Consider the following 13,720-nt stretch of genomic DNA (forward strand, 5'->3'; position numbering starts at 1 on the left):
GCGCTGACGGGTTCTGTGCGCGCCCCGCGGCTGCAAGCCGCGGGGCGCGTTTCTTTTTCCACCTCTTTCCACATCTCTTCTTACAAGGGTCGGCGTCGCGGCGACGTCGGCGCCAGCGTGTCCGGTTGCTGGCATGCGGCTTGCAATGGAGTAGTCCATTGGGAAACTTATTCACCACAACTGGGCAACACCCGGTGTTTGGTGCGCTTTGGGAGCCGCCGGCTGCAGCAGGGTGGTGCACCCGGCGTCATCAGGGTAAGCGATAAGTTTCCCAATAGGAAACAAAACTACCATCCCGGCAACACCCCGCTGTGCTCCCTTACTGGAGAGAAACCATGAATCACCCCGTCAGTCCCGCGCTCGCGCAGATGGCGCCGCCGGCCGCACCCGCGGCCGACAGCTCCGAGGTCGGCCGTGTCGTGTTCGCAAGCTCGGTCGGCACCATCATCGAGTGGTACGACTTCCTGATCTACGGCACCGCGGCCGCGCTGGTGTTCAACAAGCTCTTCTTCCCCGTGGACGACCCATTGATGGGCACGCTCGCCGCATTGGGCAGCGCGGCCGTGGGCTTCTTCGCGCGGCCCTTCGGCGGCGCGGTCTTCGGCTACTTCGGCGACCGGCTGGGCCGCAAGTCGATGCTGCTGCTCACGCTGGTCATCATGGGCTTCGGCACCTTCGCCATCGGCCTGCTGCCCACGTACCAGCAGATCGGCATCTGGGCGCCGGTGCTGCTGGTCGCGCTGCGCATCATCCAGGGCATCGGGCTCGGAGGCGAGTGGGGCGGCGCCGCGCTGATGGTGCTGGAGCACGCGCCCAGGCACCGGCGTGGGCTGTGCGGCAGCCTGGTGCAGGTGGGCTTCCCCATCGGGCTCATCCTGTCGGCGGGCGTGTATTCGCTGGTCTCCAGGCTGCCCGAGGAAGACTTTCTTTCGTGGGGCTGGCGCGTGCCCTTCCTGCTGAGCATCGTGCTGGTGGCGGTGGGCACCTTCATTCGCACGCGGGTGTCGGAGTCGCCGGTGTTCCTGGAGATGAAGGCCAAGAAAGAGATTGCGAAGAACCCGTTCGCCGAAGCCGTGTACCGCGACCCGAAGAACTTCCTTGTCGCGGTGGGGCTCAAGATCTGCGAGGTGTCGTGGGTCTACATGCTCACGGTGTTCATGGTGGTCTACGCCACCAAGAACCTCGGGTTGCCCAAGGGCATGATGCTCAACGCGATCATGGTGGCCGCGGCCATCGAGGTGGTGACCATTCCGCTGTTCGGCTGGCTCTCGGACGTCATCGGGCGGCGCCCCTTCTACTTCGCGGGCACGCTCTTCACCATCGCCTTCGCGTTCCCGCTGTTCTGGCTGATGGACACGCGCGATCCGTGGGTCATCATCGCCGCGACCGCCGTGGCGCTGAGCTTCGGCCACGGCCTCATGTTCGGTCCCGAGGCCACCTACTTTCCCGAGCTCTTCGGTGCGCGGGTGCGCTACACCGGCGCGTCGTTCGGTTTCCAGGTGTCCGCGGCCATCGGGGGCGGGCTGGCGCCCATCCTCGCGACCGTGCTGGTGAGCAAGCTGGGCGGCACGGCGGGCGTGTCGGTCATGCTGATCGGCGTGGCGCTCGTCACGCTGGTGGCAGCCTTCTTCGCGCACGAGACCCGCGACCGGTCCGTGAGCGAACTCTGACCCACGCACCACGGGAGCTCGCATGACCTTCGTCGTCACCGAATCGTGCATCGCTTGCCGCTACGGCGAGTGCGTGTCGGTGTGCCCGCAGAACGCTTTCCATGAAGGGCCGAACTTCGTGGTCATCGATCCGCGCGCCTGCGCCAACTGCGGCCTCTGCGAAATGGTGTGCCCGGTGAACGCCATCGTCGCCGCGGCCGACCTGCCGCAAGACCAGCGCGCGTGGCGCGAACTCAATGCGCGGCTTGCGACCGAGTGGCCGCTTGCCACCGACACGCAGCCGTTGCCCGATGCGGACGCGCACGCCTTCGACAAGGCCAAGCGCGACCGCCTGATTCTCCAGGCCTGAACCTGCAGGCCCGAGCCTGCGAACCCCCACCTGCATCGACAAGGAAGGAACACCGACGTGCACATGACTTTTCTGCTTTACGAGGGCATAGAGCCCGTGGACCTGGCCGCCATCGGCGTGATGTCGATGGCCCGGCGCGTGATTCCCGGGCTGTCTTACGAGACGGTGTCTTTCGACAGGGCGCCGGTGTCGCTCGCCAACGGCCTCGAGGTGCTGCCGAGCAAGAGCTTCGACGAAGTCTCGAAGGTCGACGTGCTGCTGGTGCCTGGTGGCCCGGGCTGGCGCGCGGCCGCGAACGATGCGCGCGTGCTGGCGTTCGTGCGGCGCGTGGCGGCCGATGCGCTGGTGTGTTCCGTGTGCACGGGCGCGATGATCCTCGCGGAAGCCGGCGTGCTCGACGGGCTGCGCGCCACCACCAAGTTCGAGGTGGTGCCGCCCGAGCCGTCGCCGCTCGACGAAATGCGCCAGCGTTACCCGGCCATTCGCAGCGAGGCCGCGCTGGTCGTCGACAACGGCCGCGTGGTGACGGGTGGCGGCGTGACCCTGTGCATCGATGCCTTGCTGTACCTGCTGGAGAAGCGCTTCGGCAAGCAGGCCGTGGACGAGGTGGCGCGAATCATGGAGTACGGCGCGGCGCGCGCCGCCAACAGCCGGCGCTTCGCTTCCATGGCTGCCGTCCATGAGTAGTGTGTAGGTTGTCCAATGGACAACTAATGTCTAGAATCTTTTCAACCCGACCCTTAGTCCCGTCTTCAATCCCAACAGAAACCAGGAGCTCACACATGTCCACCGTTTTCAAGGAACGCCTCTCCGGCAAGCTGCAAGCCACCGTCGGCGGCTCCGTCTACATCGACCCTGACAAGCTGGAGTGGCAACCCTCGCAGTTTCCCAAGATCCAGATGAAGGTGCTCTATCGCAACGACGACATCGGCGAGATGACGGTGCTGCTGAAGTGGGAGCCCGGCGCGGTGCTGCCGTTTCACAAGCACCCCGAGATCGAGCAGAGCTGGGTGCTCGAAGGCTCGTTCTCCGACCACGACGGCATCTGCCGCGCCGGCCAGTTCGTGTGGCGCCAGCCGGGCTCGCTGCACGAGACGCGCTCGGACGAGGGCTGCACCATCCTGGCGATCTACCGCAAGCCCAACATCTTCTTCAACGCCGCGGGCTTCGAGGCAGGCAAGCGCTGAGCGGCGCGGCACTGCGACTTGTCGGCGCCGTGGTGCAAGCGCAGGCAACTCGCGGCCTGAAGAGCGCGGGCGGGGGAAACATGGTCCGTAAAATGACGGCACATGGTCGCCACAAAGAAACCCGCAAGAAAGACAAGACGCGCAGCGCAACCCGCTGCCCCCGCCGAGATACCGGCCCATGTGGAGCTGGGCGTGCGGCTCAAGCAGCGCCGGCTCGAGGCGGGCCTGACGCTTGCGGCGCTGGCCGAGCAGGCCGGTTTCGGCAAGGCCTACCTGTCGCGCATCGAGAACGGCAAGAAGGTGCCGCCCATCGGCTCGCTGGCGCGAATCGCGAGCGTGCTGGGCATCGAGGCCGCGAGTTTGCTGTCGGACAACGCGTCGGCCAGCCAGGCCCAGAAAGCCCAGCAGTCGTGGCGCGGCGCGAGCCTCGTCAAGCGTGCGGACAAGCGCCCGACCGTCATGGGCGGCAGCGCCTTCGGCTACGACTACCTGTCGCTCACCGACGCCACCACCGGCCGCGCGCTGCAGCCGTTTCTGTTCACCTTTCCGGACAAGGTCGACAAGTTCGTGTTCTTCGAGCACGAGGGCGAAGAAATGATGCACGTGCTGACCGGGCGCGTGGAGTGGCAGGTGGGGGTGGACAAGTTCATCCTAGAACCCGGCGACACGCTGCATTTCGATTCGCGGATTCCGCACCGCGGGCATGCGCTGTCGGGGCCGGCGACGGCGCTGGTGGTGATCTATTCGCCGGCCGGGTACGACGGGCACCTGGCCTGACGGCTTGAAAGCCTGACGACGCAGGGCCCGCGCTACAGGCTCAGGCCGCCGGCGCCACGCCCGCGCCCTCGATGCGGTGGCGCTTCAGCGCATCCGCCACGAAGCCGCTGGCCTTCATCTCCTCGACGAACGCGGCAAGCAGCGCCTGCGCCTCGGCGCCCCGGCTGGCCGGCGTGCCCATGGCCTGCTGGATGACCATGAAACGCCCCGCCAGCACGCGCACGCCGGGCGCGCGGCGCGCTTCGCCTTCGAGCATCTGGCGGATGCCGGCGGCCACCTCGACCTCGCCCGAACGCAGGGCCGCGAGCGCCGGGCCGGCGCCTTGCAGCCGCACGATGTCGGCGTACTTGATCTCGCGTGTCAGGTACAGGTCGTAGGCGCTGCCGGCGCCGACCGAGATGCGGTGGCCCTGCGCGTCGACCTGTGCGTTGTCCGTGAGCGCGGACGCCTCGGGCACCAGGTAGCTGCCCTCGATGAGCACGTACGGCGCAGTGAAGCGCAGCCCCTCGCTGCGTGCCGGGTCGATGGCGAAGAAGCCGATGTCGGCCTGCTCGTTCTTCACCGCGTCGACCGAGGCGGCGGCTTTCTCGAACACCACCAGTTCCACGCCCACGCCCAGGCGCCGCGCGAATTCGCGCGCCAGGTCGATCGACACGCCCACGGGTTCGCCGGTGGCGGCGTCCTTGTTGGCCAGGATGGGGTTGCCCAGGTTGATGGAGGCGCGCAGGGTGCCGCCGGGGGCGAAGGCTGAGACGAGGGCGGGGGAAACCGGAGTCGATGAAGGCTGTGTCATGGCGTTGGCGCAGGGCGCTGGCAAGGTGACAAAGGGGAGGGCGCGCCAGTTTACGGGGGCCCCGATGAGCTGCGTATTTCCTTCCTCATTTCCTACCGCATGTAGGGAAGCGCGCTCACCGGCCGTGCGCCGGGTTCGCGTAGGCTCGCTGCATCCGCAAAAAGAACCCGCCTTCTGCCGTGCCGCTTTCCACTTTTCTCGTCGAAGACAACCCTCATATCCGCCACCACCTGATCGCCGCCATGGAGGACGAGGTCGACGTTCACCTGATCGGCACCGCCACCACCGAGGCGGAAGCGGTCGCCTGGCTCGACGCCAACCCCGGCGCCTGGGACCTGCTGGTGGTCGACCTGTTCCTGCAGGAAGGCTCGGGCCTGGGCATCGTCAAGCGCTGCGGCAAGTGCCGCCCCGGCCAGCGCGTGGTGGTGCTGACCAACTACGCCACCGGCGAGATTGCCGACTGGGCGCGCGAGCTGGGCGCGGACGCGGTGTTCGACAAGGCCGCCGACCTCGACGGCTTCTTCGCGCTGTGCGCCGGCCTGGAAGCCGAGGGGCGCGAAGGCAGGTCGCGCGGCGGCGAACCCCTGGAGGCGGTGGAACCATGAGCACCACGCCTGCCAGCCCCTCCGTGCCCTCCGCCCCTTCGGCTCCTTCGGCTCCTTCCGTCGCCGAGGTGCTGCGCCCCCTGCGCACCGCCACCCACGCGCTGCACGAAGCACTCGACAGCCAGTTGCCCATCGCCCGCGAAGACGCTTCCCTGGCCGACTACGCCGCCCACCTGCGCGCGCTGCGCCCCTGGCTCGAATCGGTGCGCCACGCGCTGGCCGCCTCGGGCGATGCGGGCCTGGGCCGCGTGGCCCATCGCACCGAACGCCGCCTGGCGGCGCTCGCGCTCGACCTGGAAGACGCGGGCGCCGCGCCACCGGCCGCAACGCCTGGCACCCGCCAGGGCTCCGACACCGGCGCCGACCCCTGGGCCGGCAAGGCCCGCGACGCCGCCTTCGCCTGGGGCCTGGCCTACGTGCTCGAAGGCTCGCAGCTGGGGGGCGCGTCGATGTTCAAGCGCCTGGGCCCGCGGCTGGCGCCGCACCCGATGCGCTACTTCCAGCCGGTCGATGCGCCCGAAGGCCTGGCCGCGCAATGGAAAGAGTTCGTGGCCCAGCTGGCCGCGGTGTTGCGCGACCCCGCCGCGGTGGCCGCGGCGCAGCGCGGTGCGGTGGCCGGTTTCGAGGCGCTGCTGCCGCGCTTCGGCCTGGCGGGGCGCCAGCCTGCATGACTGTAGGAAAGCGCCGACGAAGCGCTCGCGAGGCCGCTGGCATGATCGTTTCGACCTGCTTTCAGAAGAACCCGAGCGTGCTTCACCGCGCCATTGATCGCACCCTTTGATCACCGTGTCCATGCCCACTACGTTCATCGCTGAATCCCGCGCCATCGAGCCCTTGCGGGTGGAGCTTTCCTCCTGCGACGTGGAGCCCATTCGCGTGCCCGGCTCGATCCAGCCGCACGGCCGCCTGCTGGTGCTGCAGCCGGAGTCGCTCGCGTTGGTCGCGTGGAGCGAGAACTGGCCCGACGCCCAGCTCGCTTCCGCGCAAGACGCTCTGCACGGCCTGTCGCTGGCCAGCCTGCCTGCCGTGCAGGCGAGCCACGCGGGCGGTTCCCCGGTGTCGCTGGGCGCCGTCAGGCTGGGCGCGCGCGGTGAAATCGGCGAGGTTTTCGATGCCGCCGTGCACCGCAGCGATCGGCACCTGATCGTCGAGTTCGAGCCGGCCTCGCCCACGGGCGGCAACGAGGCACCGATCTATTCGCTGGGCCGCATCTTCCTGCCGCAACTGCAGGGCGCGGACACCGTGCCCGAGCTCGCCGCCCTGGCCGCGCGCGAGATGAAGCGGCTCACCGGCTTCGGCCGCTGCCTGGTCTACCGCTTCGACCCCGAGGGCCACGGCGAGGTGCTGGCCGAGGAGGCCGAGCCGGGCTACGACAGCTACGTCGGCCACCACTTTCCGGCGGCCGACATTCCGCAGCAGGCGCGCGCGCTGTACCTGGTGAACCACTTCCGCCTGATTGCCGACGCCAACTACCGGCCGGTGCGGCTGCGCGCGAACGACGCGTCGCTCACCGCGGCCGACATCGACCTGTCGCAGGCGCAGCTGCGCAGCGTGTCGCCCATTCACCTCGAGTACATGCGCAACATGGGCACGCTGGCGTCCATGTCGGTGTCGATCGTGGTCGACGGCCGGCTCTGGGGGCTGGTGTCGTGCCACGACCATGCGCCGCGCTTTCTCGACACCGGCACGCGGCTGGCCTGCGAGCACCTGGGCCAGCTGCTGTCGTTGCAGATCCAGTCGAAGGAAACCAACGGCGAGGTGGCCGAGCGGCTGGCGCTGCGCCAGCTCACGCTGCAGATCGTGTCGCACCTGGCCGAGAGCGACGCCACCTTGCAGCACCTGGTCTCCGAGGCCTCCCTGATGCTGCGCGTGATGCGCGCCACCGGCGCCGCCGTGGTGCTCGACGACGAGGTCTGGTCGGTGGGCGACGTGCCCGAGCGCGCGCAGGTGCAGGAGCTGGCCGGCTGGATCGCGGGGCTGGGCGTGGACGTGTACGAAAGCGACGCGCTGGCCACGCACTTTGCGCCGGCCCAGGCCTTTCACGACCGCGCGGCGGGCGTGCTGGCCATTTCCATTTCGCAGGTGCACCGCCACCTCATCCTCTGGTTCCGCCCGGAAATCGTGCGCACGGTGCGCTGGGCGGGCGACCCGCACAAGCCCATGGGCGGCGAGGGCGGGCGCATTCACCCGCGCCTGAGCTTCCAGAGCTGGGTCGAGAACATCCGCGGGCATTCGCGCGCGTGGACGCCGGCCGAGACCGGCGCCGCCGGCGAGCTGCGCCAGGCGCTGATCGGCGTGGTGCTGCGCCGGGCCGAGGAACTGGCCGCGGTGGCCACCGAGCTGGGCCGCGTCAACAAGGAGCTGGAGGCGTTTTCGTACACGGTGTCGCACGACCTGCGCGCGCCCATGCGCCACATCGCGGGCTACGTGGACCTGGTGGCGCAGACCGAAGGCAAGCAGCTCAGCGAGCGGGCCCACCGCTACCTGGCGCACGTGAAGGACGCGGCCGCGTTCGCGGGGCAGATGGTCGATGCGCTGCTCGACTTTTCGCGCATGGGCCGCTCCGCGCTCAAGCAGCGCCCGGTCGACACGGCCTCGCTGGTCGAAGGGCTGGTGCGCGAACTGCGGCGGCTGGAGCCGCAGCGCAACATCGAATGGCAGGTGGAGCCCGACCTGCCCACGCTTTACGCCGACCCGCTGCTGCTGCAGGTGGCGGTGCGCAACCTGCTGGCGAACGCGGTCAAGTACTCGCGCACGCGCAGCCCGGCACGCATCGCGGTGCGCGCGGTGCGCAACGAGCTGGGCGAGGGGCTGGAGGTGCAGGACAACGGCGTGGGCTTCCAGATGAAGTACGTCGACAAGCTGTTCGGCGTGTTCCAGCGCCTGCACCAGGCCGAAGATTTCGAAGGCACGGGCATCGGCCTGGCCAGTGTGAAGCGGATCGTGGAGCGCCATGGCGGCACGGTCCAGGCCCAGGGGGAGGTGAACGTCGGTGCGAGCTTCGGCTTCGTGCTGCCACTCGTTCCCCAGGAAACCATTGAAAAGACGGCATCGGCGCAATCGCCGGCCGCGAACGGAGAAGGACATGCTTAAGCCGATCCTGCTCGTCGAAGACGACAAGCGCGACCTCGAACTCACCCTGATCGCGCTGGAACGCAGCCAGCTCGCCAACGACGTGGTGGTGCTGCGCGACGGCGCGCAGGCGCTCGAGTACCTGCTGCGCCAGGGCGAGCACGCCGACCGCGACGAGGGCAACCCGGCCGTGATCCTGCTCGACCTGAAGCTGCCCAAGGTCACGGGCCTGGAGGTGCTGGAAGAAGTGCGCCGCAACGCGTCGCTGCGCAGCATTCCGGTGGTGATGCTCACGTCGTCGCAGGAAGAGTCGGACGTGCTGCAGAGCTACGAGCTGGGCGTGAACGCCTACGTGGTGAAGCCGGTGGCTTTCGACCGTTTCGTCTCGGCCATTGCCGAGCTCGGTGTGTTCTGGGCGGTGCTGAACGAGCCGCCGCCAGGCTCGTTGAAGGCAGCGCGCAAGCATGAGTAGCCAGGGCGGCGTTTCAGCCGCGACACCTCTTGCCTTGGCGCCCCCCGCCGCGACACAGCTCGCAGATGTTTCCGCGGCGGCTCACCCGGGCTTGCCCGTGGCCGCCGCGCCGAACGTGCTCATCCTGGAAGACTCCCGCTTCGACGTCGAGCTGCTGACCGAGGCGCTGTCGCATGCCTTGCCCACCGCCCGCACGCGGGTGGTGCGCGACGAGCCGGGCTTCGTGCAGGCGCTGGAAGACGGGCAGAAAGAATTGCCGAAAGACGGGCTGGGCAGCGGCTACGCGCTCATCCTGTCCGACTTCGAATTGCCGGGCTTCTCGGGCGCGCACGCGCTGGAGCTGGCACGGCAGATGGCGCCGCAGACGCCCTTCATCTTCGTCTCGGGCGTCATCGGCGAAGACAACGCGGCGGAGCTGCTGAAAAGCGGCGCCACCGACTACGTGAGCAAGGGCCGCCTGGCGCGCCTGCCGGTGGTGGTGGAGCGCGCGCTGAAGGAAACGGCCGAGCGCAACGCCAAGGCGCTCGCCGAGCAGCGGCTGCTGGCGGCCAACGCCGCCATCCTGGAGGCCGAGTCGCGCCGCCTGGCGCTGATGGAGCTGGCCGACCGCATCCGCGACATCGACGACCCCGGCGAAATTGCCTACGTCGCTTCCGAGATGCTGGGGCGCCGGCTGAACGTCGACCGCGCCGGCTACGGGCTGGTGGACACCGACGCCGAAACCATCGCCATCGAGCGCGACTGGACCGCGCCCGGCGTGTCCAGCCTGGCGGGCATGCTTCGCTTTCGCGACTACGGCAGCTACATCGAGGACCTGAAGCGCGGCGTGACCGTGGTCTTCGCCGATGCCCATGTGGACGAGCGCACGCGCGACAACGCCGACGCGCTGGTGGCCATCACCGCGCGCGCGGCCGTCAACATGCCGCTCACCGAGCGCGGCGGGCTGGTCGGCCTGCTGTACCTCAACCACGGGCAGGAGCGCCCCTGGTCGAAGGACGAGATCGACTTCATGCGCGAAGTGGGCGAGCGCGTGCGCTCGGCCGTGTCGCGGCGCGAGGCGCAGATCGAGCTGCGGGCGCTGGCCGATTCGCTGGAGCTGCAGGTCGAGGCCCGCACCTACGAGCGCGACCGCACCTGGGCGCTGAGCCAGGACCTGCTGGGCGTGGCCAACCTCGACGGCTTCTTCGTCAGCGTGAACCCGGCCTGGGAGGCCGTGCTGGGCTGGAGCGCGGAAGAGATCCGCGCCATGCCGTTTCGCGGCCTGGTGCATGCCGACGACGTGGCGGGCACCGAGGCCGAGCTGGCGCGCCTGCTGGCGGGCGCGCGCACCACGGGCTTCGAGAACCGCTACCGCACCAAGGACGGCAGCTACCGCTGGCTCTCGTGGACGGCGGTGCCCGACAACGGCCTGATGTACACGGCCGCGCGCGACATCACCGAGCAGAAGGAGCGCGAGGCCGAGCTGGACGACGCGCGCGAGCAGCTGCGCCAGAGCCAGAAGCTCGAAGCCGTGGGCCAGCTCACGGGCGGCCTGGCGCACGACTTCAACAACCTGCTGGCCGCCATCAGCGGCAGCCTGGAGCTGATGCACCGGCGCGGGCTGGAGGGCAAGCCGGCCGACATGGAGCGCTACATCGGCGTGGCGCAGGGCGCGGTGAAGCGCGCGGCCGCGCTCACGCACCGGCTGCTGGCCTTCTCGCGCCGCCAGACGCTGGAGCCCAAGCCCATCAACGCCAACCGGCTGGTGAGCGACATGGAAGAGCTGCTGCGCCGCACGCTGGGCCCGCACATCGAGCTGGAGAACGTGGCCGCGGTCGGGCTGTGGAACGTGCACGCCGACCCCGGGCAGCTGGAGAACGCGCTGCTCAACCTGTGCATCAACGCGCGCGACGCCATGCCCGAGGGCGGCAAGCTGGTGGTGGAAACCGCCAACCGCTGGATCGACGCGCGCACCGCGCGCGGGCGCGACCTGCCGATGGGGCAGTACGTGTCGCTCACCGTGAGCGACAACGGCGTGGGCATGCCGCCCGAAGTGGTGGCGCGCGCCTTCGACCCCTTCTTCACCACCAAGCCCATCGGCATGGGCACGGGGCTGGGGCTGTCGATGATCTACGGCTTCGCCAAGCAGTCGGGCGGGCAGGTGCGCATCTACTCCGAGGTGGGCACCGGCACGTCGGTGAGCATCTACCTGCCGCGCCACGACCGGCAGGAAGAGGTGGCCTCCGCGCCCGCCGAGGCGTCGCTGGCGCCGCGCGCCGACCAGGGCGACACCGTGCTGGTGGTCGACGACGAGCCGGCGCTGCGCATGATCATCGTGGAGGTGATGCAGGGGCTGGGCTACGCCACGCTGGAGGCCGGCGACGGCGCCGAGGCGCTGCGCATCCTGCAGGCGCCGCGCCAGCGCATCGACCTGCTGGTGAGCGACGTGGGCCTGCCCGGCGGCATGAACGGGCGCCAGGTGGCCGACGCGGCGCGCACTGCGCGACCGGGGCTGAAGGTGCTGTTCATCACCGGCTATGCCGAGAACGCGGTGCTCAGCCACGGCCACCTCGACCCCGGCATGCACGTGATGACCAAGCCCTTCGAGATGGACGTGCTGGCGCGGCGGGTGAAGCAGCTCATCGAGAGCCGGTAGCCGGGGGCCGCGCGAAGCGCGGCATCTAGCACCCGAAGCTGAAGGAATCCCGAAGAAACGGCGGCTGCGAGCCGCCGGATTTTCAGCAGGTCTTCATGCTGGCGCTTCACCATGCGGTGTTCCTCAACACCCATGAACCCGCGCCAAGCCGATGAAGCTCTTCGACGCATGCCCACGTCTTTTCACCGGGCCGTCCCGGCAGGTCGGGCACTTCCGCTCGCCCGAAGCCCGGTCGGCGCTGCTCGACGCTTACGCCCGCATGCTCGCGCGCTGGCCGGTGCCTTACCGCAGCAGTTATGTGGAAACGCGCTACGGCCGCGCCCACGTGCTGGCCTCGGGCCCGGCCTATGCGCCGCCCGTGGTGCTGCTGCACGGCGGGGGCGGCAACGCCACGGCGTGGATCCACCTGGTCGAGCGGCTGTCGCAGGCGCTGCAGGTGTACGCGGTCGATGTCATCGGCGACGCGGGTCGCACCGAGGGGCGCCGGCCCTCGTCGGAAGACGCGTACTGCAACTGGCTGGACGACGTGCTCGTCGGCATCGGCCGCCCGAAGGTGGGGCTGTGCGGCGCCTCGTTCGGCGGCTGGCTCGCGGCGGCCTACCTGCGCCAGACCTCGCGCCGCGCCGCCCGGCTGGCGCTGCTGGCGCCGCCCAACCTCGCGTCGCAGCGTGCGGGCCATGCGTGGCGCGCGGGCATGGCGGCGATGTTCCCGAGCGAGCGCACGGTGCGCGGGCTGCGCAGCCTGCTGAGCTCGCCGGCGGCACCACCCGCGCCGGCCTGGGTGCTGGACGACGCGCTGGTGCGCGCCCGCTGCCAGCGCGGCCATCCGCAGCCGCCCGGGCGCATGAGCGACGCCGACCTGCGCGTGCTGCCGCGCCACACGCTGCTGATGCTCGGCGGCGACGAGGCGCTGTACGACCCCATGCATGCCTGGTCGCGCGTGCAGGCGCAGGCGCCGCATGTGCAGGTGGAGCTGGTGACCGACGCGGGCCACCTGCTCGAATGCGACCAGCCGGCCAAGGTGGGCGATGCGCTGGTGGCGTTCTTTCGGCAGGGCGGGTGGACGCTGTGAGGGGCGGCGTTCGGGGTCTTGGTGGTATCTGGCCGGTGCCTGATCCACTACAGCAGGTTCAGCGCGCCGTGAGCGGCTCCAGCCCGGTCTTCGCGATGGTGGGCGCCGCGGCGGGCGAGTTGAGGTAGCGAATCAGCTGCCGCGCGGCATCGGGCTGCTTCGACGCGGTGGCCACGCCGGCGGAGAACACCGTCACGCGCTGCACCTCGGCGGGCAGCGGGCCGATGTAGTCGATGCCCGCGACAGGCAACAGCTCGCTCACCTGCTGCAGGCCCAGCGCCGCGTCGCCGCGCGCCACCACGGTGCCCACGCGCTCGCTCAGGATGCGCTTGCTCTTCGGTTTCACCTGGTCTTCGATGCCCAGCGTCTTCAGCAGCTCGGTCTCGTAGTAGGTGCCGCTGGCGCTGGCCGAGTAGGCGATGGACGGCGCCGCGAGCAGCGTGCGCTTCAGCGCGGCCACGGTGCTGATGTCTGGCCGCGGCGCGCCCTTGCGCACCGCGAAGCCGATGGCCGAACGCACCAGGTCGACCTGGCTGCCGGGCAGCACCTTGCCCTGTGCCACCAGCGCGTCGAGCGCGGGGCGCGCGAGGATCACCACGTCGGCGGGCTCGTTGCGCGCGAGCCGGCTGGGAATGGAATCGTCGGCATTGCCCATGGAGGCGCCGTAGGCCGTCTTCACGCTGCGCCCGCTGCTGCGCTCGAACCCGGGGCGCAGGTCGTTGTAGGCGGCGGTGAAGCCGCCGGAGGTCATGACGTGGATGTCGGCCTTGTCAGGCGGGGGCGTGCCGGGGCTGCCGACGCCCGTGCAGCCAGCGAGGGCGAGGGCGGCGAGAAGGGGGAGCGCGGCGCGGCGCGTCAGGGTGCTCAAGGTGGCCAGGGTGATCGGGTGCTTCATCGGTGCATGTCTCCAGCGGAAAGCGCCATTCTGGAAGCCGGGGCTGTCATTCAGCCCTCAGGAAGCTCGGGGTTAGTACCCACCCGGCACAGCCGGTGCATGTAAAGCCTGTTTGCTTTACGCCGTGTTTACCCACGCGCAACGCGCTGTTCAGGCTGCGCGCCTGAAATGCATGCCGGCCCCCTGCGGCCAT

The 13,720-nt window shown here is 69.6% G+C and carries 13 protein-coding genes; 11 read left to right on the forward strand and 2 right to left on the reverse strand.

Annotated elements, in window-relative coordinates; translation table 11 throughout:
• Window positions 1-335: 335 nt before the first annotated feature.
• The 5 genes from AB6807_RS02665 to AB6807_RS02685 all read left to right on the forward strand — a co-directional run bounded on the left by AB6807_RS02665 (window position 336) and on the right by AB6807_RS02685 (window position 3,983).
• The gene (locus AB6807_RS02665; RefSeq protein ID WP_371083399.1) at window positions 336-1,670 is read left to right on the forward strand and encodes an MFS transporter; all 1,335 of its coding nucleotides are present in this window, start codon (window positions 336-338) and stop codon (window positions 1,668-1,670) included.
• A 22-nt stretch (window positions 1,671-1,692) separates the two neighbouring features.
• On the forward strand, window positions 1,693-2,019 hold the full coding sequence (locus tag AB6807_RS02670; RefSeq protein WP_371083400.1) for a ferredoxin family protein: 327 nt from the start codon (window positions 1,693-1,695) through the stop codon (window positions 2,017-2,019).
• A 63-nt stretch (window positions 2,020-2,082) separates the two neighbouring features.
• Window positions 2,083-2,706: a DJ-1/PfpI family protein gene (locus tag AB6807_RS02675; RefSeq protein ID WP_371083401.1), complete on the forward strand. Its 624-nt coding sequence runs from the start codon at window positions 2,083-2,085 to the stop codon at window positions 2,704-2,706.
• A 95-nt stretch (window positions 2,707-2,801) separates the two neighbouring features.
• Window positions 2,802-3,206: a cupin domain-containing protein gene (locus tag AB6807_RS02680; RefSeq protein WP_371083402.1), complete on the forward strand. Its 405-nt coding sequence runs from the start codon at window positions 2,802-2,804 to the stop codon at window positions 3,204-3,206.
• 102 nt (window positions 3,207-3,308) lie between these two features.
• A complete protein-coding gene (locus tag AB6807_RS02685; RefSeq protein WP_371083403.1) occupies window positions 3,309-3,983 on the forward strand; it encodes a helix-turn-helix domain-containing protein in 675 nt (224 codons plus the stop codon).
• Window positions 3,984-4,023: 40 nt separating this feature from the next.
• Here the strand turns inward: AB6807_RS02685 and AB6807_RS02690 are convergent, their stop codons facing one another.
• Window positions 4,024-4,776: a transporter substrate-binding domain-containing protein gene (locus tag AB6807_RS02690; protein ID WP_371083404.1), complete on the reverse strand. Its 753-nt coding sequence runs from the start codon at window positions 4,774-4,776 to the stop codon at window positions 4,024-4,026.
• A gap of 179 nt (window positions 4,777-4,955) precedes the next feature.
• Here AB6807_RS02690 and AB6807_RS02695 point away from each other — a divergent pair, with 179 nt between their 5' ends.
• The 6 genes from AB6807_RS02695 (at window position 4,956) to AB6807_RS02720 (ending at window position 12,632) form a co-directional block, all read left to right on the forward strand.
• Window positions 4,956-5,381 carry a response regulator gene (locus tag AB6807_RS02695; RefSeq protein ID WP_371083405.1) on the forward strand — a complete coding sequence of 142 codons (426 nt, stop codon included), beginning with the start codon at window positions 4,956-4,958 and terminating at the stop codon, window positions 5,379-5,381.
• On the forward strand, window positions 5,378-6,052 hold the full coding sequence (locus AB6807_RS02700) for a biliverdin-producing heme oxygenase (RefSeq protein ID WP_371083406.1): 675 nt from the start codon (window positions 5,378-5,380) through the stop codon (window positions 6,050-6,052). The genes AB6807_RS02695 and AB6807_RS02700 overlap by 4 nt, the downstream gene beginning before the upstream one ends.
• Window positions 6,053-6,173: 121 nt before the next feature.
• Window positions 6,174-8,474 (forward strand): ATP-binding protein, encoded by a 2,301-nt coding sequence (locus AB6807_RS02705; RefSeq protein WP_371083407.1) that lies wholly within the window; start codon window positions 6,174-6,176, stop codon window positions 8,472-8,474.
• A complete protein-coding gene (locus AB6807_RS02710) occupies window positions 8,467-8,925 on the forward strand; it encodes a response regulator (protein WP_116908693.1) in 459 nt (152 codons plus the stop codon). The genes AB6807_RS02705 and AB6807_RS02710 overlap by 8 nt, the downstream gene beginning before the upstream one ends.
• 97 nt (window positions 8,926-9,022) lie before the next feature.
• On the forward strand, window positions 9,023-11,560 hold the full coding sequence (locus AB6807_RS02715) for a response regulator (RefSeq protein WP_116909086.1): 2,538 nt from the start codon (window positions 9,023-9,025) through the stop codon (window positions 11,558-11,560).
• Between the two features lie 151 nt (window positions 11,561-11,711).
• Window positions 11,712-12,632: an alpha/beta fold hydrolase gene (locus tag AB6807_RS02720; protein WP_371083408.1), complete on the forward strand. Its 921-nt coding sequence runs from the start codon at window positions 11,712-11,714 to the stop codon at window positions 12,630-12,632.
• 58 nt (window positions 12,633-12,690) lie between these two features.
• On the opposite strand, the gene AB6807_RS02725 is transcribed toward AB6807_RS02720, so the two are convergent.
• On the reverse strand, window positions 12,691-13,527 hold the full coding sequence (locus AB6807_RS02725; protein WP_371083409.1) for a substrate-binding domain-containing protein: 837 nt from the start codon (window positions 13,525-13,527) through the stop codon (window positions 12,691-12,693).
• Window positions 13,528-13,720: the final 193 nt, after the last annotated feature.

The organism is Variovorax sp. RCC_210, from assembly GCF_041355175.1.
In the GTDB taxonomy this organism is placed as follows: Bacteria; Pseudomonadota; Gammaproteobacteria; order Burkholderiales; family Burkholderiaceae_C; genus Variovorax.

Coding starts and splice junctions, on each gene's coding strand:
- AB6807_RS02710 (WP_116908693.1), top strand. CDS start 8,467: ATGCTTAAGCCGATCCTGCTCGTCGAAGACGACAAGCGCGACCTCGAA.
- AB6807_RS02685 (WP_371083403.1), top strand. CDS start 3,309: ATGGTCGCCACAAAGAAACCCGCAAGAAAGACAAGACGCGCAGCGCAA.
- AB6807_RS02665 (WP_371083399.1), top strand. CDS start 336: ATGAATCACCCCGTCAGTCCCGCGCTCGCGCAGATGGCGCCGCCGGCC.
- AB6807_RS02705 (WP_371083407.1), top strand. CDS start 6,174: ATGCCCACTACGTTCATCGCTGAATCCCGCGCCATCGAGCCCTTGCGG.
- AB6807_RS02725 (WP_371083409.1), bottom strand. CDS start 13,527: ATGAAGCACCCGATCACCCTGGCCACCTTGAGCACCCTGACGCGCCGC.
- AB6807_RS02675 (WP_371083401.1), top strand. CDS start 2,083: ATGACTTTTCTGCTTTACGAGGGCATAGAGCCCGTGGACCTGGCCGCC.
- AB6807_RS02700 (WP_371083406.1), top strand. CDS start 5,378: ATGAGCACCACGCCTGCCAGCCCCTCCGTGCCCTCCGCCCCTTCGGCT.
- AB6807_RS02670 (WP_371083400.1), top strand. CDS start 1,693: ATGACCTTCGTCGTCACCGAATCGTGCATCGCTTGCCGCTACGGCGAG.
- AB6807_RS02720 (WP_371083408.1), top strand. CDS start 11,712: ATGAAGCTCTTCGACGCATGCCCACGTCTTTTCACCGGGCCGTCCCGG.
- AB6807_RS02680 (WP_371083402.1), top strand. CDS start 2,802: ATGTCCACCGTTTTCAAGGAACGCCTCTCCGGCAAGCTGCAAGCCACC.
- AB6807_RS02690 (WP_371083404.1), bottom strand. CDS start 4,776: ATGACACAGCCTTCATCGACTCCGGTTTCCCCCGCCCTCGTCTCAGCC.